Below are 17,914 nucleotides of genomic sequence, written 5' to 3'. Positions count from 1 at the left end.
TAATTGCACGGTTCCGGTTCTTAAATCCGATCCTGCCGGGATGTGCAAACGCCGATCCCGAATGGGCCTCTGCAAAGCTCTGGACAGGGCTGAAAAGCCCCCTAAAAGGCCTTTTCGCGCCCCTCCGATCTTCCTATTAAGGGACCCATGAACGAGCCCCAGATCACCCCCGAACTCGTCGCCAGCCATGGTCTCAAGCCGGACGAGTATGAGCGCATCCTCAAGCTGATCGGTCGGGTGCCGAGTTTCACCGAACTCGGGATTTTTTCCGCGATGTGGAACGAGCACTGCTCGTACAAATCCTCGCGCATCCATCTGCGCGGCCTGCCGACCAAGGCGCCTTGGGTGATCCAGGGCCCCGGCGAGAACGCCGGGGTGATCGACATCGGCGACGGCCAGGCGGTCGTGTTCAAGATGGAGAGCCACAACCACCCGAGCTATATCGAGCCCTATCAGGGCGCGACCACCGGGGTCGGCGGCATTTTGCGCGACGTGTTTACGATGGGTGCGCGCCCGATTGCGTGCCTCAATGCGCTTTCCTTTGGCGCGCCGGAACATCCCAAGACCCGCCATCTGGTGTCGGGCGTGGTTGCGGGCGTCGGCGGTTACGGCAATTCGTTCGGCGTGCCGACCGTTGGCGGACAGGTGCGTTTCCACACCCGCTATGACGGCAACATCCTGGTCAACGCGATGGCCGTCGGCCTCGCCGACACCGACAAGATCTTCTATGCGGCGGCCTCCGGCGTAAACATGCCGATCGTCTATTTGGGATCCAAGACCGGCCGCGACGGCATTCACGGCGCGTCGATGGCGTCGGCCGAATTCGACGATGATTCCGCCGAGAAGCGCCCCACAGTGCAGGTCGGCGATCCCTTCGCGGAAAAACTGCTGCTGGAAGCCTGCCTCGAAATCATGGAAGCCGATTGCGTGATCGCGATCCAGGACATGGGCGCGGCCGGGCTGACCTGTTCGGCTGTCGAGATGGGCGCCAAGGGCGATCTCGGCGTCGACCTCAATCTCGACGCGGTGCCGACGCGCGAAACCGGCATGAGCGCCTATGAGATGATGCTCTCGGAAAGCCAGGAGCGCATGCTCATGGTGCTCAAGCCCGAGAAGGAACAAGAGGCCGAGGCGATCTTCCGCAAATGGGGGCTCGATTTCGCCGTCGTCGGCTATACCACGCCGAGCAAGCGATTTGTGGTGAAGCATGGCGGCGACGTCATGGCCGATTTGCCGATCAAGGAATTGGGCGACGAGGCGCCGCTGTACGACCGGCCGCATGTCGCATCCGCATCGTTGCCGGTGGTGCGCGCGCAGGACGTCAAGCCGCCGATCGGCATTTCGGCGGCGCTGGAAAAGCTGATAGCGACGCCCGAGCTCTGCTCGCGGCGCTGGGTCTGGGAGCAGTACGACCACGTCATCCTCGGCAACACGGTGCAGCGCCCGGGTGGCGATGCCGCCGTCGTACGGGTACAGGACGGACCGAAGGGGCTTGCGCTCACGGTCGACGTGACGCCGCGTTATTGCGAGGCCGACCCGTTCGAAGGCGGCAAGCAGGCGGTGGCAGAGGCCTGGCGCAACATCACGGCGGTCGGCGGACGGCCGCTCGCGATCACCGACAATCTGAATTTCGGCAATCCGGAACGGCCCGAAATCATGGGCCAGTTCGTCGGCTGCCTGAAGGGTATTGCGGAAGCCTGTCGTTCGCTCGACTTCCCCGTCGTGTCCGGCAATGTCTCGCTCTACAACGAGACCAACGGCCGCGGCATCCTGCCGACGCCCTCGATCGGCGGCGTCGGGCTGCTCGACGATTTCACCAAGTCCGCGACGCTCGCCTTCAAGGCGGCAGGCGAGGCGATCCTGTTGATCGGCGACACCCAGGGCTGGCTCGGACAGTCCGTCTATCTGCGCGACGTCTGTGGCCGCGAAGAGGGCGCTCCGCCGCCGGTGGATCTCGCCGCCGAAAAGCGCAATGGCGACGTGGTGCGCGGCATGATCCACGCCGGCACCGCAACCGCGGTGCATGACATCTCCGACGGTGGACTTCTGATCGCGCTCGCCGAGATGGCGATTGCGAGCGGCATCGGCGCGCAGCTATTGGCGGCGCCGGCCTCGATCGTGCCGCACGGCTACTGGTTCGGCGAGGACCAGGCACGCTACATCGTGACGGTGCCGGCGGCCGATGCCGGACTGGTGCTGGCGAAGATGAAGGGCGCCGGCGTGCCCTGCGTGCGGATCGGCACGACAGGTGGTGATGCAATCGCGGTGGCCGGCGAAGCACCGGTCGCGGTGACGTCGCTCAACACGGCGTTCGAGAGCTGGCTGCCGGCCTACATGAGCGGCAAGGCGTCGTAGCTCCGCTCTTTCCACGTCATTGCGAGCGAAGCGAAGCAATCCATTTCGCTGCTTGCCGAGAGATGGATTGCTTCGTCGCTGCGCTCCCGTGCGCAAACGCTTTGCGTTTGTCGCAGGCAATGACGGCCGGATGTCACAACACCCGCTTCGCACCCGGAATCTGTCGCAGCGCGCGCGTCAGCGCCCAGCTGAACGCGACCGTTAATACGAATCCAATGGGGGCTTTCACGGTCGCAGGCATGTTGTAATCGAACAGCCAATACTGCAGCCACAGCGCGATCGGATAGTGCACCAGGAACATGCCGTAGGCATCAGCCTGCATCGGATCGAGTATGCTCTTGCCGGAGCTGGCGAACCTCAGGAAATAGGCGAGGATCAGGAACAGGATGGCCACGCTGAAGACAGTGAAGCAGACGGCATAGGCTCCTTCATACCAGTCGGGTAGGTCTGCTGGATTCCCCAGGTTCTCGCGCTTGATGGAGATCAGCACCCACATGAGGTAATACGGAACGATCGCCAGGATCATCCAATCCCAGCTGACCTTCGCCATCCGGCCGTCAGCCGCGAGCAGCCCGCGATCCATCATCGCAACGCCGATGCCGGCGCCGAAAAAGAAGTAGGTTGCGTAGAGCATCACGCGCCCGTGCTGGACGGAAAACGGTCCGAACTCGAACCAGCTGCCTGCTCCGTAGTAAATCCGCCCGGGAATGTAGAACGCAGCGGTGACGGCAAGCATGACCGCGAAGAATACCGCGGGCCGGCGGCGGCCGTGCAGCGAAAGGCGATTGATTGGATCGAGAAGGTTGGGTGACAGCCGATACAGCAGGCAGGCAACCAGGTCGAAGCCGAGCAAGACCCAAAGGAACCAGATCGGTCCGCTCGGCCAGGGTCCGACCGTGACGGTTTTCCACCAGAATGAGGCGAAGCTGACCTCGGGATGCTGACGCAGGGAAATGGCGTAATAGGCGATCGGAATGACGGTCAGCGCGCAGATCGCGAAGGGCAGGGCAAGCCGAAACAGGCGATCCTGCAAATAATTCAGCGGTCCCTTTCGCGCAATGCCGGACCATGCGAACAGGCCAGACAGGAAAAAGAACATCGCCATGAAGAAACTGTCGGTGGCGAGCACGATCATGTCGAAGCCGAAGAATGACTTCGGGTCGGTGTGACCGTAGTAAGTGTACGGGATGACGGCGTGGTGCAGCAGCACCACCAGCGTCAGGAAAGTGCGGGCGCGATCAAGTGAAAGGTTTCGCGTTTTGACTTTCGGGACCGTCTGAACGTCGGCATGGCCCACGGTGGAAATCGATGTCATGCGCCCCTCCCGGCCAGGCTGTTTGCCCGGAGTGTTGCAGCCTGGAACCCGATTCAGCAAGGGCTATCGTCAAACCTCGCAGCGCGGCATCGTCGCTCGTTCGATAAAACTGTCGCGATCATGCGGCTGAACGGGATCAGGAATTTCGTCGCACGGCAGAAGCGCGAAACGCGTTTTCGCTCCAGATGACTCGGCCGTCCGCGCCTTGACCGGCGGATCAGGCCCTCAGACGACTTCCTCGATCTTCACTTTGTCCGGATAGAACGCCAGATGGCCGGCGATCTCTGCCATCGCCGGGAACGGCGTCTCATAGGTCCAGATCGCATTCGGCAGCGTGCTGCCGTCGGTGTTGATGCTGAAATAGTTCGCGTCCCCCTTGTAGGGACAATGCGTGGTCCGCTCGGTGCGGGCCAACAGCGCCATATTGACGTCGCTGCGCGGCACATATTGCACCGCCGGATAGCGCGCTTCCTTGAGAGTGAGGGCCTGGGTGGTGTCGGCGATGACCACGCCGCCGGCCGAAACCCGGACGCGCTTGGGATTGGCCGCAATCGTGATCGGATGGTCGGGACCGGGAAGTTTCATGGTTCTTGGCCTCTTTTTGGGTCAGCCGGATGTGACCGGACGCCTCAACCTGAATGGTTTAAAAGGTTTGAACCCGGGATATAGTGCAGGGCGGGATGACCTAGAAGGGCGTACGCGCTAGGTTCGGCCGTCACGGTCGCGAGAGCTGGCCGTGATTCGCAACATCTGACGGAGACATGCTGGAATGCCGATGGACGCCCACGATATCGAATCGATGATCAAGGCAGCCATACCCGATGCCGAGGTGACGATCCGCGATCTGGCCGGTGACGGCGATCACTACGCCGCGACCGTCATTTCAGAGTCCTTCCGCGGCAAGTCGAGGGTCCAGCAACACCAGATCGTCTACCAGTCGCTCAAGGGACAGATGGGCGGCGTGCTGCACGCGCTGGCGCTGCAAACCGGGGTACCGGAAGCCTAGGTGAACCAGCGAGGCACGCCGATGGCGGCGGATACACACGGCGCGCTGTTTCGCCCGATCGTGCCGCACCAGCACAGCCGGGTGACCTACGCCGAACTGTTCTTCGACCTCGTCTTCGTCTTTGCGGTCACCCAGATCTCGCACAGCCTGCTCGGCCATTTCACGCCGTTGGGCGCGCTGCAGGTGACGATGCTCTTCCTCGCGGTCTGGTGGGTGTGGGTCTACACCTCCTGGATCACGAACTGGCTCAATCCCGAAAAGACCCCGGTTCGGCTGCTGCTGTTTGCGCTGACGCTCGGCGGGCTCGTGCTCTCGACCTCGATCCCGAAAGCGTTTGACGACCGCGGGCTGTGGTTCGCGTTGGCCTATGCCGCGATGCAGGTCGGCAAGACCGTGTTCCTGTGGGTCGCAACGCCACCGTCGCGTCCCCTGGCGCGGATGAATGCGATCCGCATCACGTCGTGGCTGGCGGTGTCGGCCGTGTTCTGGATCGCGGGTGGATTTGCCAAGGGCGAAACCCGGCTGGTGCTGTGGGGGATTGCGCTTGTCATCGAATATCTGTCGCCGGCGGTGCGGTTCTGGATACCCCGGTACGGCGCGTCTTCGGTCGCCGACTGGGTGATCGAGGGCGGCCACATGGCCGAACGCTGCGCGGGGTTCATCATCATCGCGCTCGGCGAATCCATCATCGTGACGGGTGCCACTTTTGCCGAGCTGACCTGGACGACCGAAAACGTCACGGCCTTCGTGTCAGCTTTTGTCGGCACCCTGGCGATGTGGTGGATCTACTTCAACAAGGGTGCCGAAGCGGGGTCCGAGCAGATTTCAAAATCGAGCGAACCGGGGCGGCTGGCGCGGCTTGCCTATACTTACCTGCACATGCCGATCGTGGCCGGGATTATCGTCACGGCAGTGGCCGACGAACTCGTGCTGAAGCACCCGGGCGGGCATTCCGATCTCAGGACGGTGCTGAGCGCGACCGGTGGACCGCTGCTGTTCCTGATCGGGACGATCCTGTTCAAGCACAGTTTTCGCGGCTTTCTGCAGCTCTCGCACGGTGTCGGTATCATCGTGCTGTGCGGGCTGGCCTGGTTCGCGCACGACCTATCGCCGTTATGGCTCTCGTTGCTCACGACCGCGATCATGGTGGTGGTCGCGGTTTGGGAATCGATCTCGCTCAGGTCGGACACGCCCGAATAGCCAATGCGTACGGGCCGGTCGCGTGACCGGCACGCCGACGCGAACTGCAAGCACTACTTCTGGGCGACGAGGTTCTTCAGAACCAGGTCGGATAACTGGACCACAAGGGCACGAAGCCTGACATTTTCCTCGATCAGCGACGCCAGCGCGGCGCTCGCGTCGGAATCAGGTCCCTCGTCTTCATCGTCGAGCGCCGATGAGGGTCCGAAGCGGTGCTTCTGGTTCCCGGACGTCGGATACGCATTCCCCATAACTGGATCCCCTGGCACGAACTCACCCCAGCCAAGTCGTATCCGCAGGATTGGCTGAGTCGGCGTCAAAATTTGGACATTTCGAAGGGGAAACGACAGCGCTGCTGCAGCGAATTGCTGGCGTAGATTGCCGAAATTGCAAATTTGTTAAGCATTTGCTTTCATACGGATTACGAAGGTGCAGGTAGCGCGGCGGCGCGGACACCTTTTTTGCAAGTTAAATCTGACCGGCGCGGTCAACTCAGTTCCCACGGCATGCCCGTGGCCGAGAACGCGCGCCGATGAAACAAAGCGAAGCACGTGCCCTCATAATCCAGCAGTGGGATGACTGGATACTGACGCAGGCGATCGAACCTGGCGGACCCACCGGCAAGGACTCGCTGCGATTCTTCTACGAGCTGCAGGACGACGCCTCGCCGCTGTTGGATTTCCAATCTCGCGGGCAGGACAAATGGCGGATCATTCACGGCTGGTTGCTCGGCGCCGAGCGATTGTCCGATCATTGGATGATGCCTTCGCCACGGATCATACCAACGCGCAAGCCGCGGTCGGCGCGCGGCAAGTCCGGGGCGAAAACGTGAGGGCTCAGTCCAAGGCCGCCAGCGCGTGCACCGAGAACATCCTGTTCTTGTCGGTCCAGGACTCCCGCACCTTCCAGCCCGCACCACGCGCCAGCGCGGTGAAGCGCTCGAAGCTGTATTTGTAGCTGTTCTCGGTGTGGATGCTCTCGCCGGGACGAAACGAGAAATTGTGCCCGAGCACGCGCACGTTCTGCGCCTTGCGGCTGATCAGATGCATTTCGATGCGATGGCGGTCACGGTTGTAGATCGAGCGGTGGGTGAAGGCGGAGAGATCGAAATTGCCGCCGAGCTCGCGGTTGATGCGCACCAGCACATTGAGATTGAAGCGCGCGGTGACACCGGCTGAATCATTATAGGCGTCATAGAGCACGCGCTCATCCTTCTCGAGGTCGACGCCGATGATCATCTGCGCGCCATCGCCGAGGATTTCGCGGGCGGTGCGCAGGAAGGCGCTGGCTTCATTCGGCTCGAAATTGCCGAGCGTCGATCCCGGAAAGAAGCCGAGCTTCGGCATATTGGCGATCTCGGCCGGCAGCGCAAACGGCGCAGTGAAATCCGCGGCCACCGGATAGACGTTGAGACCGGGGAAATCCTTGCGCAGGGCATCGGCCTGCGCCTTGAGGAAGTCGCCGGATATGTCAACCGGGACGTAGGCGCCGAAGTCGCTGCGTTCCAGCAGCAGGCGCACCTTCGTGGTGGCGCCGGCGCCGAATTCCACCAGCGCCGCCCCCTTCGCGATGATCGCGGCAATCGCATCGCCGCGGTCGCGCAGAATGCCGAGTTCGGTACGGGTCGGATAGTATTCCGGCAGCACCGTGATCTGTTCGAACAGCTCCGACCCCGTGACGTCGTAGAAATATTTCGGCGACAGCCGCTTGGGATGCTGCGCGAGGTTGCCGATCACGTCTTCCGCAAACGCCGTAGTCTGCTCATCGAACTCGTGCGTGTGGGCCAAAGCGGGGGCATGCACATTCATGATACTCTCCTGAACGCGCTTCCCGGCGCGCTTTTGATCATAGGTTGTCCATGATCTGGTTCGGAAAGGCGTCGTCGCCGTTCCGGATCATGCTTGAGAAAGGTCAGGTGTAGTCTGCAAGGCGCAATCCCGTGAATTGCCAGCGGTGATGCGGGTAGAAGAAGTTACGATAGGTGATACGGCTGTGACCGGCCGGAGTTGCAAGCGACGATCCGCGCAGCACCAGCTGGTTGACCATGAACTTGCCGTTGTATTCGCCGAGCGCGCCTTCGATGGCGCGATAGCCGGGATAGGGTGAGTAGGAACTGCGGGTCCACTGCCAGACGATGCCGAACGCATCGTTCAACAGACCGGCACGTGCCGCGACTTCCCATTCCATCTCGGTCGGCAGATGCTTTCCGCTCCAGCGCGCGAACGCATCCGCCTCGTAATAACTGACATGGCTGACCGGCGCGGACGGATCGATCGGCTGCAATCCGCCGAGCGTCATGATCTTCCATTCGCCGCCAACCAGGCGCCAATGGCCGGGCGCCTGCCATTGCTCGTTGTTCACGGCGGCAAAACCGTCCATCAGCCACAGCGTCGCCGTCGCGTAACCGCCGTCCTTCATGAAGGCGAGCCACTCGGCGTTGGTGACGAGGCTGCGGGCGAGTTTCACCGGGCCGACCAGCGCGCGGTGCGCCGGCTTCTCATTGTCGAAGTGAAAACTGTCGTCGGTATGCCCGACGGTGTGGATGCCTTCGTTGAGGGCGATCCATTCGTCACCGCCTTGTGTCGGGGCAGGGAAGCGCCACGCCGCATCATAGGCCGGCGGGATCGGGTTCTGGGCGAAGGCGTGCAGGATGTCGGTCAGCATCAATTCCTGATGCTGTTGCTCGTGGTTGAGACCGACTTCGACCAGCGGCACCAGTCCGGCAAGCACGTCCTCCCGCGCGGTCTGGAAGAATTTGACGACGGCGGCATCGACATGGCGTCGATAGGCGGTGACTTCGTCGGCACTCGGGCGCGTGAGGTGACCGCGCTGGTGGCGGGCATGGCGGGGGCCGGCACTGACATAATAGGAGTTGAACAGGAAGGCGTAGTCGGGATGAAAAACCCGATAGCCCTCGCAATGCTCGCCGAGCAGGAATTGCTCGAAAAACCAGGTGGTATGAGCGCGGTGCCACTTTGCCGGGCTGGCGTCCGGCATCGACTGGATCAGCTGATCCTCGGGGGACAGGGGGGCGGCCCGGCGTTCGGTCTCGTCCCGGACTGCGAGATAGGGGTCGACCAGTCGCTGGGCGAGGGTGCCGGAGTCGGAAAAGAGTGACGGGGTGGGGGTGGCTAACGCGGCCGCGGCTACTGATTTCGTCACTGGTGGCTCCGGTTCGGGAGAGAACGTTTCTCTGGCAGACAGGTTCCTGACGGACAGTCCGTCCTAGATAGGGGTTCCCATCCGGGAAAAAAGCCTCCCGGCGCCATGATATTGATGCCATCAGACTATGAGCCGCCTGGCCTTTTGGGCGCCGCGGCAAGGCCGCGCATGCCAGCTCCTCGCCATTTTACTTTGGATGCACAACGGTTTGGGCTACATATATGACCAGTATCGGGGTTGAATCGGACGAGCCGGCCCGTAAGTAAGGCTTAGCCGCAGGGGGCTGTGCCCCAAAAGGAAGCGAATATGAGCATCGAGCAATTCATCGACAACGAAGTGAAGTCGAACGACGTCGTGCTGTTCATGAAGGGAACGCCGCAGTTTCCGCAGTGCGGTTTTTCGGGGCAGGTGGTCCAGATCCTCGATCACGTGGGCGTCGGCTACAAGGGCCTGAACGTTCTGGAATCCGCCGATCTGCGCGACGGCATCAAGACTTACTCCAACTGGCCGACCATTCCGCAGCTCTACGTCAAGGGCGAGTTCATCGGCGGCTGCGACATCATCCGCGAGATGTTCCAGGCCGGTGAATTGCAGCAGCTGTTCGCCGACAAGGGCGTCGCCGTCAACACGGCGGCTTCAGCCTGAGTTCGACAGCGCGCCAGATCGGCAAGGCGCGGCTGGAAGTCATCGTTGCCGACATCACGACACTGCGCGTTGACGCCATCGTCAACGCCGCGAATTCGTCCCTGCTCGGCGGGCGCGGCGTCGATGGTGCGATCCATCGGGCGGCCGGACCTGAACTGTTGGCCGAGTGTCGCACGCTGAATGGTTGTGCGACCGGCGATGCCAAAATCACCCGGGGCTACCGGCTCAAAGCCCAACATGTGATCCACACAGTTGGACCGGTCTGGAACGGCGGCAGCCTTGGCGAAGACGATTTGCTCGCCGCTTGCTATCGCCGTTCCATCGAGCTCTGCCGGAAGCATGGTCTTGCCTCCGTGGCCTTTCCAGCGATTTCAACCGGGGTCTATCGCTTCCCCGCCGATCGCGCGGCCGGGATCGCGGTCGCAACCGTGGTCGATGCGCTCGCCGCGGCCCCCGAAATGACCAGCGTTATTTTTTGCTGCTTCTCCGAGGATAGCGCCCGCCTGCATGAATCGGCGCTGGCTGCCTTCGGGAGCCCTTGTGCCTGATGACACGCGACCGCTACACTCCCCGGGCGAATTCCGGGGAGGGGTCCAATGAATTCACGTCAAGTGCTGTGCGCGCTCGTTTGTGGCGCGCTGATGCTGGGGGCGTCACCGCTCGCCCGCGCTCAAGGCACCTTCGACATGCCCGCCGGGGCGCGTTTCAATGAAGCAAAACTCGCCAAGATCAGCGAGTTCTTCGCCAACGAGGTCGCAACCGGCAAGATCGCCGGCGCCAACGTTCTGATCCAGCAGCGCGGCAAGCCGGTCTATCATCAGACCTTCGGTGTGCAGGACGTGGTCTCCAAGGCGCCGATCACGGACAAGACCATCTTCCGCCTGTCATCGCTGACCAAGGCGATCACGTCAGTCGTGGCGATGCAACTGATCCAGGACGGCAAGATCAAGCTCGATGATCCCGTCTCGAAATACATTCCGTCGTTCGCAAACATGAAGGTCGGCGTGGAGAAAAAGGCCGAGGACGGCACCAAGACGCTCGAACTGGTGCCGATGACCCAGCCCATCACCATTCTCGACCTGTTGCGCCACACCTCCGGCATCACCTACGGCTTCTATGGCGACAGTCTGGTGCGCAAGGCCTACAAGGAAGCCAACATCTATGCTGGCGAATTCGACCTCGCCGAGTTCGCCGAACGGATCGCCAAGCTGCCGCTGCACAACCAGCCGGGTGCGCTCTGGCAATACGGCCATTCCACCGACATTCTGGCGCGGGTCATGGAGATCGTCTCCGGAAAGTCCTTGCTCGAGATCGAGAAGGAAAAGCTGCTCGATCCGCTCGGCATGACCGACACCGGCTTCTTCGTCACCGAACCGGAGAGGTTGCAACGGCTCGCCCAGCCGGTGCCGAACGACAGTGATTTCCGTGTCGGCCGCCAGTACCGGACCGAGGTTCGCCAGAAATGGGAATCCGCCAGCGGCGGCATGGTTTCGACCATGGCCGACTTTTCGCGCTTTGCGCAGATGCTGCTCAACGGCGGGACGTTCGAGGGCAAGACCTATCTCAGCCCGAAGACGTTTGAATTGATGGCATCGGACCAGACCGGCAAGAGCTCCGGCGTCGAGCGGGACTACTTCTATTTTCCCGGTGACGGCTTCGGCATGGCGCTTGGGCTTGCCGTGCGCACCGATCCGGGCAACGCCAAGCCGCCGCCGCCGGGATCGCTGGGCGAATTGAAATGGGACGGCGCCTCGGGTTGCTACATGGTGATCGACCGCAAGCAGGAAATGCTTTTCGTGCTGCTGGAACAGACCCCCAGCGAACGGCAGCGCGTCCAGCGCACCCTCAAACAGTTGGTTTATGAAGCGATGGAGAATTGACGGCGTGAGGCTCCGCGGTGTTTTCGTCGCGGCGCTGGCCGCATTCGTCGTCCTCGTCTCGTCGCATATCGTGCGTGCCAGCGAGCCTGCGCCGGGCGCGGGAAGCTTTTCGCGCGAAGGCCTGACGCGGGTCGGCGACTATATCCGCAACGAGATCGCGACCGGCAAAATCCCCGGTGCGATCCTGCTGATCCAGCAGCACGGCAAGCCGGTCTATTTCGAGAGCTTCGGCGTCCGCGACGTCGCGACCAAACTGCCGATGACCGCGGATACCATCTTCCGCCTCTATTCGATGTCGAAGCCGATTACCTCGGTGGCCGCGATGATGCTGGTCGAGGACGGAAAATTAAAGCTCGACGATCCCGTCTCGAAATACATCCCGGCCTTTGCGGCGACAAAAGTCGGCGTCGAGAAGCGCGCTGACGACGGCACGTTGACGCTCGTCGAGGAGCCGCTCGAACGGCCCGTTACGATCACCGATCTGCTGCGCCATACCTCCGGCCTGCCTTACGGTTACATGGGAGGAGGTCTCGTACGCGCCCGCTACGCCGAGGCCGGTCTCATGCGACGCAACCTGACCAATGCCGAATTTGCCGAGCAAGTCGCAAAGCTGCCGTTGGTCGAGCAGCCCGGTACGCGATGGGACTACGGCCTTTCCACCGACGTACTCGGTCGCGTGATCGAGGTGGCGTCGGGGAAATCCCTGCTTGAATTTGAGCGGGAACGGTTGCTCGGTCCGCTCGGGATGAACGAGACGGCCTTCATCGTCACCGATCCCGCGATGCGGCCGCGCATTGCCGAGCCGATGCCGACCGACCGCGCGATCAGCCCGGTCACCAACGTCCGAGATCCGATGGAGCCGAGGAGGATGGAGTCCGGCGGCGGCGGCATGGTGGGCACCATCGGCGACTACGCTCGCTTCGCCCAGATGCTGCTGAATGGCGGCACTTTCGAAGGCCGTCGTTACCTCAGGCCCGAGACGATCGCGCTGATGACGTCCGACCACATCGGCGCGGAAACGAAAATCGCGCGCGACTATGCCTACTACCCCGGCGAAACCAGCGGCTTCGGCCTCGGCTTTGCGGTGCGCACGTCGGTGCCGCCGAATACGTCGTGGCCGCTGGGCGAATACCGCTGGGACGGCGTCGCGGGCACGTTCTTCTTCATCGATCCCAGGGACGATATGTTCGCGATCTTCATGGTGCAGACGCCGTCGCAGCGCGGGCGCATTCAACTTGCATTGAAGACGCTGATCTATCAGGCGCTGGGAAGGTAAGCGTCAAGCCCCGCGCACGATCTCGCGCACGAAACCGACCGTCTCCTCGATCATCACGGCCGTCACATCGAGATGGGTGCAGGCACGGATCCTGCCGTCCATCATCGCCAGCAGCACGCCGCGCTTGCGCAGAGCCTCGATCATCTTGTCGCCCGGGATGCCGGCACCGTCAGGCTTGAAGAACACCAGGTTGGTTTCCGGCTGCTGCACCTCGACGCCGTTGATCTGCGACAGCCCGCGCGCCAGCGCCCGTGCGTTGGCGTGGTCGTCGGCGAGGCGGTCGACGTGATGGTCGAGCGCGTAGACGCAGGCCGCCGCGCACACGCCGGCCTGCCGCATCGAGCCGCCGAGCCGCTGCTTCCAGCGCCAGACATTGTCGATGAAATCGCGCGAGCCGGCGATGGCGCCGCCGACGGGCGCACCGAGGCCTTTCGAGAAATCGATCCACGCCGAGTCCCAGCCTGCGGCCATGTCGCGTGCGGAAATGTCTGACGCGACGCAGGCGTTCAAGAGCCGCGCGCCGTCCATATGGGTGACGAGCCCGTTGGCCTTGGCGATTTCGACGACCTCATCGAGGGCTGCCTTCTTCCAGATCGTGCCGCCGCCGATATTGGCTGTTTGTTCGACGCTGACGACGGTTTGCGGCGGCTGGTAGCGCGAGCGCGGGTGAAGCGCGGCACGAAGCGTCTCCGGCGAGAATTGCCCGTCGTCGCCCGGCAGCGGGGTGATCTGGAAGCCGCCGAGGGCGGCATGCGCACCGCCTTCGCGGGCGATGATGTGCGCGCTGGCATGCGCCAGGATTTCGTCGCCCGGCCGGCACCAGGCCAATGTCGCCGCGACGTTGCACATGGTACCCGACGGCATGAACACGGCCGCTTCCTTGCCGAGCAGGTCGGCGACGCGTTCGCAGAGCAGGTTGACGGTCGGATCGTCGCCGATCTGTTCGTCGCCGACCTCCGCCCGCGCCATTGCCTCGCGCATCGCCGGCGTGGGGCGGGTCTGGGTATCCGACAGCAAATTGATACGGACCGGCGCTGCGTTGGGATCGCGCGGAGGAGGGGTGTAATAGGTCATTGGCTGGCTCTCGGTAGTTGCAAGACGGCGAGGAGAGGGAGGAATTATCTGAAGCGCAGATTTTCGCGGGACAACTGGTCGATCGATCTGCACCCCATCAGCTTCATGTCGCGCTCGATCTCGGTCCGCATCAGGCCGAGCGCGCGCTCAACGCCGGCCTGGCCGGCTGCCGCGAGAGGATAGAGATAGAAGCGGCCGACGCCAACCGCTTTGGCCCCCAGCGACAATGCTTTCAGGACATGGGTGCCACGCTGGATTCCGCCGTCCATGATGACGTCGATCCGGTCGCCGACCGCATCGACGATTTCAGCCAGCTGATCGAACGCCGCCCGCGAACCGTCGAGCTGCCGGCCGCCATGGTTGGACAGGATGATGCCGGTGCAGCCGATCTCGACGGCGCGTTTGGCATCGGCCACCGACATGATGCCCTTCAGGCAGAATTGTCCGTTCCATAGTTTCACCATTTCGGCGACGTCGTCCCAGGTCATGGAAGGGTCGAGCATTTCGGTGAAGTAGCGCCCGATCGACATGGCGCCGCCGCTCATGTCGACGTGCTCGTCGAGCTGAGGCAGTTTGAAGCCCTCATGGGTGAGATAGTTGATGCCCCACATCGGCTTGATCGCGAACTGGGCCATGCCGGCAAGCGTCAGGCGGAAGGGAATCGAGAATCCGGTACGCAAATCGCGCTCGCGGTTGCCGCCGGTGATGCTGTCCACCGTCAGCATCATGACGTTGACGCCGGCTTGCTTCGCCCGCTGCATCATGGCGCGGTTGAGACCGCGGTCGCGGTGAAAATAGAACTGATAGACCTGCGGCGTGTCGTGCGCCTTGCGCAATTCCTCGAGGCTGACCGTGCCGAGCGAGGAGACGCCGAACATCGTGCCGTATTTTGCGGCCGCGGCAGCCACGGCGCGTTCGCCGGTGTGGTGGAACAGGCGTTGCAGCGCGGTCGGGGAGCAATAGACCGGCATCGCCAGCTTCTGGCCCATCACGGTCACCGACATGTCGATGGCCTCGACGCCGCGCAGGACGTTGGGCACCAGATCGCAACGCTCGAAGCTTGACGTGTTCCGGCGCAGCGTCGCCTCGTCGTCGGCGGCGCCGTCGATGTAATTGAAGATCGGGCCGGGCAGGCGCCGTTGCGCCAGCTTGCGGAAATCATGGAAGTTGTGGCAGTCGCTCAGGCGCATGGCGTTTCCCCGCGGGGCAGCAAAAAGGCCCCGGTGTTTCCGGGGCCTTTGTAGCTCGAAAATCCGCGCCGATCAGCGCGAATAGAATTCGACGATCAGATGTGGCTCCATCTGCACCGCGAACGGCACGTCCGACAGCGCCGGGATGCGGGTGAACTTCGCGGTCATCTTGGAGTGATCGGCCTCGATGAAGTCGGGCACGTCGCGCTCGCCGAGCTGGCTGGCTTCCAGCACCGGGGTGAGCTGCTTGGAGGATTCCTTGATCTCGACGACGTCGCCGGGCTTGACCTTGTAGCTCGAGATGTTGACGCGGCGGCCGTTCACCTTGATGTGGCCGTGGTTGATGAACTGGCGCGCGGCAAACATCGTGGCGACGAACTTGGCGCGATACACCACGGTGTCGAGGCGGCGCTCGAGGAGGCCGATCAGGTTTTCACCGGTGTCGCCCTTCATCCGGCCGGCTTCGACATAGATGCCGTGGAACTGGCGCTCGGAAATGTTGGCGTAATAGCCCTTGAGCTTCTGCTTGGCGCGGAGCTGCACGCCGAAGTCGGACAGCTTGCCCTTGCGGCGCTGGCCGTGCTGGCCGGGGCCATATTCACGGCGGTTCACGGGGCTCTTGGGGCGGCCCCAGATATTCTGGCCCATACGGCGATCGATCTTGTATTTCGCCTCACTGCGCTTAGTCATCGCGTCCTCTTGGATAAGTTTGAGTTTTGAGGAGACGCGCCCTCCTGTGCGCCGGGAACTTCCCGGTGCCGACAGGTCCGCCTCGAAAGCTCGGGGAGGACCACGGGTCGCGAAACGCAACGCGGGCCGAAAACGGCCCGCGAGCAAGCGGGGTATTAGGGGGGAAGTGCCGTTCTGTCAACGATTTGGGCACGTCATTCCGGGGCAATGCGCAGCATTGAACTATGGTGCGCGATTGCGCACCTGAGAATCTCGAGATCCCCCGAGGTGCAATTGCACCCCTGAGGTTCGCTTCGCGCCCCGGGATGACGGCCGCGCGCGGCCGTCAAGTCGCGACCGCCCGGACCGCTTTTGGCTCGGTTTGTTGCCGATTCGAGCGCAATTCGCCTGATATTTCGGTGTTCAGCACCTGTTCCAGCCGATTCAGCACCTTCGCGATCAGGGCGGCATCGGTAATCCGGTGGTCCCAGCGCAGCACGATGTCGATCGTCTGGTCCGGTTTCTCGACCCCGTAGCTCAGGACGAAGGGGCCCGGGCTCAGGGCGTGGAGCTGGCCGGCGCCATAGGCGGCCACCGACGTGACCCCGAAACTGCCGAAATAATTGGCGCGCTGGCGGCCGAAATTGAGCCCGATCGCCCAGAACAGCCGGCGCAGCGGCAGCGGCAGCCGCGTCGTGCGCAGGATTTTCCGGAACGCCGGCACCTGTTCGATCGGCGCCTCCTTGGCATGCCGGATCATCGCATCGACTTCCGCCAGCGACATTTCATCGGGCGCGGTGACCTTTTGCGGCAGCACGCAATCCTGGCCGTCTTCGACGCGCGCGATCGCCACCATCGCAACGCTGCGCGGCAGTTCGTAGAACGCGGGCAGGGGCCATTTGACGTAGAGCGTGCGCAGTACCGGTTGCTCCTTGGCGACCAGCGCGAACGCCTTGACGAAGATCGCCGCCCAGCCCGGCCGCACGGCAGCCTGCGCGCGGGCCTCCGAGAGGCCGCGGATATTGAGCGGCCGCGCCAGCGAGACAAACGGCACGCGCTTCGACGCATGCATGAGGTCAACGACGAGACGGCGCGGCAATGTTATTTTTCGAACCGTTCCGCGCATGGCTTCGCTCAACTTCCCGCAATCAACAAATCAGAAAAACCGGCGGGCCCAACGACCCGCCAGTGCCCTGATGTAGCACGAACCGGCCGGTTTGACGCCAGAGCCTTTCCGTTTCGATTGCATCGAAACGGGGCTCTGGGCCCTTATTTTGACGCGTTTTCTTGACGCGAACCGGGTCCACCCACGGATCAAGTCCGAGGGCTGCTTCGCTTGAAAACGCTCCAGCCTTATGGCGCCGGCTTGGCCAATGGTTCGCCCGCCTTGACGACGTAAACCCCAAGCACTTTGAAAGGCTTGTCGCCGGCCTTGGCGTCGTGAACGGCGCCTTCCGGGATCTGGTAGGATTCGCCGGCCTTGATCTTCACGGGCGGCTTGCCGTCGATGATGAGTTCAAGCTCGCCTTCGAGCACATAGCCCGTCTCGGCACCGGGATGGGTATGGCGGCCGGCCGCGCCGCCGGCAGGCACTTCCGCAATCGCGGTGACGGTGTTGTAGCCGGGCGGGAAGTCGAGTTTTTGCAGCGGTGTGCGCTTGATGCCGCTTTGCTGAGCAATCGCGACCCCGGCGCCGGCGAACGCAATGACGGTCAGTCCGAGCAGAATTTTCCTGATCATGATGTTTGTTCTCCCTGTGGGTAAAGACTAGCACACGATGCGTGGAGCTGCTCTCTCCGCGTCAGTGCGGCTCCGCACCATGCTGTCGTCACCCGCCACCGGGTCGGCCGAATGGCCGCCCGATGACAGGCTCCGGTCGGGTGATCCAGTACGCCGCGGCCTTTCGGTTCAATCATCGGCGTCTCTGGAATACTGGGTCACCCGCTTTCGCGGGTGACGACAACTGAATGTGTGTTCGCGTTCTCGCGACGCGATGCGCCCGAGCTTTGCCAGAAACTTCCCGCCCTCTTTAAACAGAGGGCGCAGGGAAGACCGGGTGCGCGCTGCACCCGCGGTCCCGTGTGCGGTTTGCACTAAGTAGGCTGCACACGAGCATACAGGGCAGCGGAGAACACCCGGCCT

Annotated in this window: 18 protein-coding genes; 8 read left to right on the top strand and 10 right to left on the bottom strand. The window is 62.8% G+C overall.

Annotated elements, in window-relative coordinates:
- Window positions 1–147 precede the first annotated feature (147 nt).
- The gene (gene purL, locus JQ641_RS12970) at window positions 148–2,355 is read left to right on the top strand and encodes a phosphoribosylformylglycinamidine synthase subunit PurL (protein WP_211996342.1); all 2,208 of its coding nucleotides are present in this window, start codon (window positions 148–150) and stop codon (window positions 2,353–2,355) included.
- A gap of 133 nt (window positions 2,356–2,488) precedes the next feature.
- Here purL and JQ641_RS12965 read toward each other — a convergent pair whose 3' ends face one another.
- Window positions 2,489–3,670, bottom strand: a complete 1,182-nt coding sequence (locus JQ641_RS12965) for an acyltransferase family protein (protein WP_211996341.1) — start codon at window positions 3,668–3,670, stop codon at window positions 2,489–2,491.
- A gap of 225 nt (window positions 3,671–3,895) precedes the next feature.
- Window positions 3,896–4,255, bottom strand: coding sequence for a DUF427 domain-containing protein (locus JQ641_RS12960; protein ID WP_211996340.1), 360 nt, complete (start codon window positions 4,253–4,255; stop codon window positions 3,896–3,898).
- A gap of 184 nt (window positions 4,256–4,439) precedes the next feature.
- Here JQ641_RS12960 and JQ641_RS12955 point away from each other — a divergent pair, with 184 nt between their 5' ends.
- Window positions 4,440–4,676, top strand: coding sequence for a BolA family protein (locus JQ641_RS12955; protein ID WP_074274988.1), 237 nt, complete (start codon window positions 4,440–4,442; stop codon window positions 4,674–4,676).
- Between the two features lie 21 nt (window positions 4,677–4,697).
- Window positions 4,698–5,876 carry a low temperature requirement protein A gene (locus JQ641_RS12950; RefSeq protein WP_211996416.1) on the top strand — a complete coding sequence of 393 codons (1,179 nt, stop codon included), beginning with the start codon at window positions 4,698–4,700 and terminating at the stop codon, window positions 5,874–5,876.
- Window positions 5,877–5,929: 53 nt separating this feature from the next.
- On the opposite strand, the gene JQ641_RS12945 is transcribed toward JQ641_RS12950, so the two are convergent.
- Window positions 5,930–6,127, bottom strand: a complete 198-nt coding sequence (locus JQ641_RS12945) for a hypothetical protein (RefSeq protein WP_192734162.1) — start codon at window positions 6,125–6,127, stop codon at window positions 5,930–5,932.
- A 281-nt stretch (window positions 6,128–6,408) separates the two neighbouring features.
- On the opposite strand from JQ641_RS12945, the gene JQ641_RS12940 reads away from it, so the two are divergent.
- Complete coding sequence (locus tag JQ641_RS12940; protein WP_211996339.1) at window positions 6,409–6,708, top strand: hypothetical protein; 300 nt, start codon at window positions 6,409–6,411, stop codon at window positions 6,706–6,708.
- Between the two features lie 4 nt (window positions 6,709–6,712).
- Here JQ641_RS12940 and egtD read toward each other — a convergent pair whose 3' ends face one another.
- Both egtD and egtB read right to left on the bottom strand, forming a co-directional pair.
- On the bottom strand, window positions 6,713–7,684 hold the full coding sequence (gene egtD, locus JQ641_RS12935) for an L-histidine N(alpha)-methyltransferase (protein WP_211996338.1): 972 nt from the start codon (window positions 7,682–7,684) through the stop codon (window positions 6,713–6,715).
- Window positions 7,685–7,787: 103 nt separating this feature from the next.
- Window positions 7,788–9,038 carry an ergothioneine biosynthesis protein EgtB gene (gene egtB, locus JQ641_RS12930; protein WP_211996337.1) on the bottom strand — a complete coding sequence of 417 codons (1,251 nt, stop codon included), beginning with the start codon at window positions 9,036–9,038 and terminating at the stop codon, window positions 7,788–7,790.
- A 306-nt stretch (window positions 9,039–9,344) separates the two neighbouring features.
- On the opposite strand from egtB, the gene grxD reads away from it, so the two are divergent.
- From grxD to JQ641_RS12910, 4 genes are read left to right on the top strand one after another with little or no spacing between them, the layout of a single operon-like run.
- Entirely contained in the window at window positions 9,345–9,683 is a 339-nt protein-coding gene (grxD, locus tag JQ641_RS12925; protein ID WP_211996336.1) for a Grx4 family monothiol glutaredoxin, read from the top strand.
- Complete coding sequence (locus JQ641_RS12920; protein ID WP_211996415.1) at window positions 9,680–10,231, top strand: O-acetyl-ADP-ribose deacetylase; 552 nt, start codon at window positions 9,680–9,682, stop codon at window positions 10,229–10,231. The genes grxD and JQ641_RS12920 overlap by 4 nt, the downstream gene beginning before the upstream one ends.
- A 48-nt stretch (window positions 10,232–10,279) precedes the next feature.
- A complete protein-coding gene (locus tag JQ641_RS12915; protein ID WP_211996335.1) occupies window positions 10,280–11,563 on the top strand; it encodes a serine hydrolase domain-containing protein in 1,284 nt (427 codons plus the stop codon).
- Window positions 11,544–12,839, top strand: coding sequence for a serine hydrolase domain-containing protein (locus JQ641_RS12910; RefSeq protein WP_211996334.1), 1,296 nt, complete (start codon window positions 11,544–11,546; stop codon window positions 12,837–12,839). The genes JQ641_RS12915 and JQ641_RS12910 overlap by 20 nt, the downstream gene beginning before the upstream one ends.
- A 3-nt stretch (window positions 12,840–12,842) precedes the next feature.
- Here the strand turns inward: JQ641_RS12910 and JQ641_RS12905 are convergent, their stop codons facing one another.
- From JQ641_RS12905 to JQ641_RS12885, 5 genes are all read right to left on the bottom strand, one after another.
- Window positions 12,843–13,913 carry a threonine aldolase family protein gene (locus JQ641_RS12905; RefSeq protein ID WP_211996333.1) on the bottom strand — a complete coding sequence of 357 codons (1,071 nt, stop codon included), beginning with the start codon at window positions 13,911–13,913 and terminating at the stop codon, window positions 12,843–12,845.
- A gap of 44 nt (window positions 13,914–13,957) precedes the next feature.
- On the bottom strand, window positions 13,958–15,103 hold the full coding sequence (locus tag JQ641_RS12900) for an alpha-hydroxy acid oxidase (protein WP_211996332.1): 1,146 nt from the start codon (window positions 15,101–15,103) through the stop codon (window positions 13,958–13,960).
- A 72-nt stretch (window positions 15,104–15,175) separates the two neighbouring features.
- The gene (gene rpsD / locus JQ641_RS12895; RefSeq protein ID WP_211996331.1) at window positions 15,176–15,793 is read right to left on the bottom strand and encodes a 30S ribosomal protein S4; all 618 of its coding nucleotides are present in this window, start codon (window positions 15,791–15,793) and stop codon (window positions 15,176–15,178) included.
- Window positions 15,794–16,118: 325 nt separating this feature from the next.
- Complete coding sequence (locus JQ641_RS12890) at window positions 16,119–16,898, bottom strand: acyltransferase (protein ID WP_211996330.1); 780 nt, start codon at window positions 16,896–16,898, stop codon at window positions 16,119–16,121.
- A gap of 227 nt (window positions 16,899–17,125) precedes the next feature.
- Window positions 17,126–17,512 (bottom strand): cupin domain-containing protein, encoded by a 387-nt coding sequence (locus JQ641_RS12885; protein WP_192734152.1) that lies wholly within the window; start codon window positions 17,510–17,512, stop codon window positions 17,126–17,128.
- Window positions 17,513–17,914: the final 402 nt, after the last annotated feature.

It is taken from the genome of Bradyrhizobium sp. JYMT SZCCT0180, assembly GCF_018130165.1.
Lineage (GTDB): Bacteria > Pseudomonadota > Alphaproteobacteria > Rhizobiales > Xanthobacteraceae > Bradyrhizobium.
The sequence above is the reverse complement of the archived record's forward strand: the minus strand, read 5'-3'. Positions and strand labels throughout refer to the sequence as shown.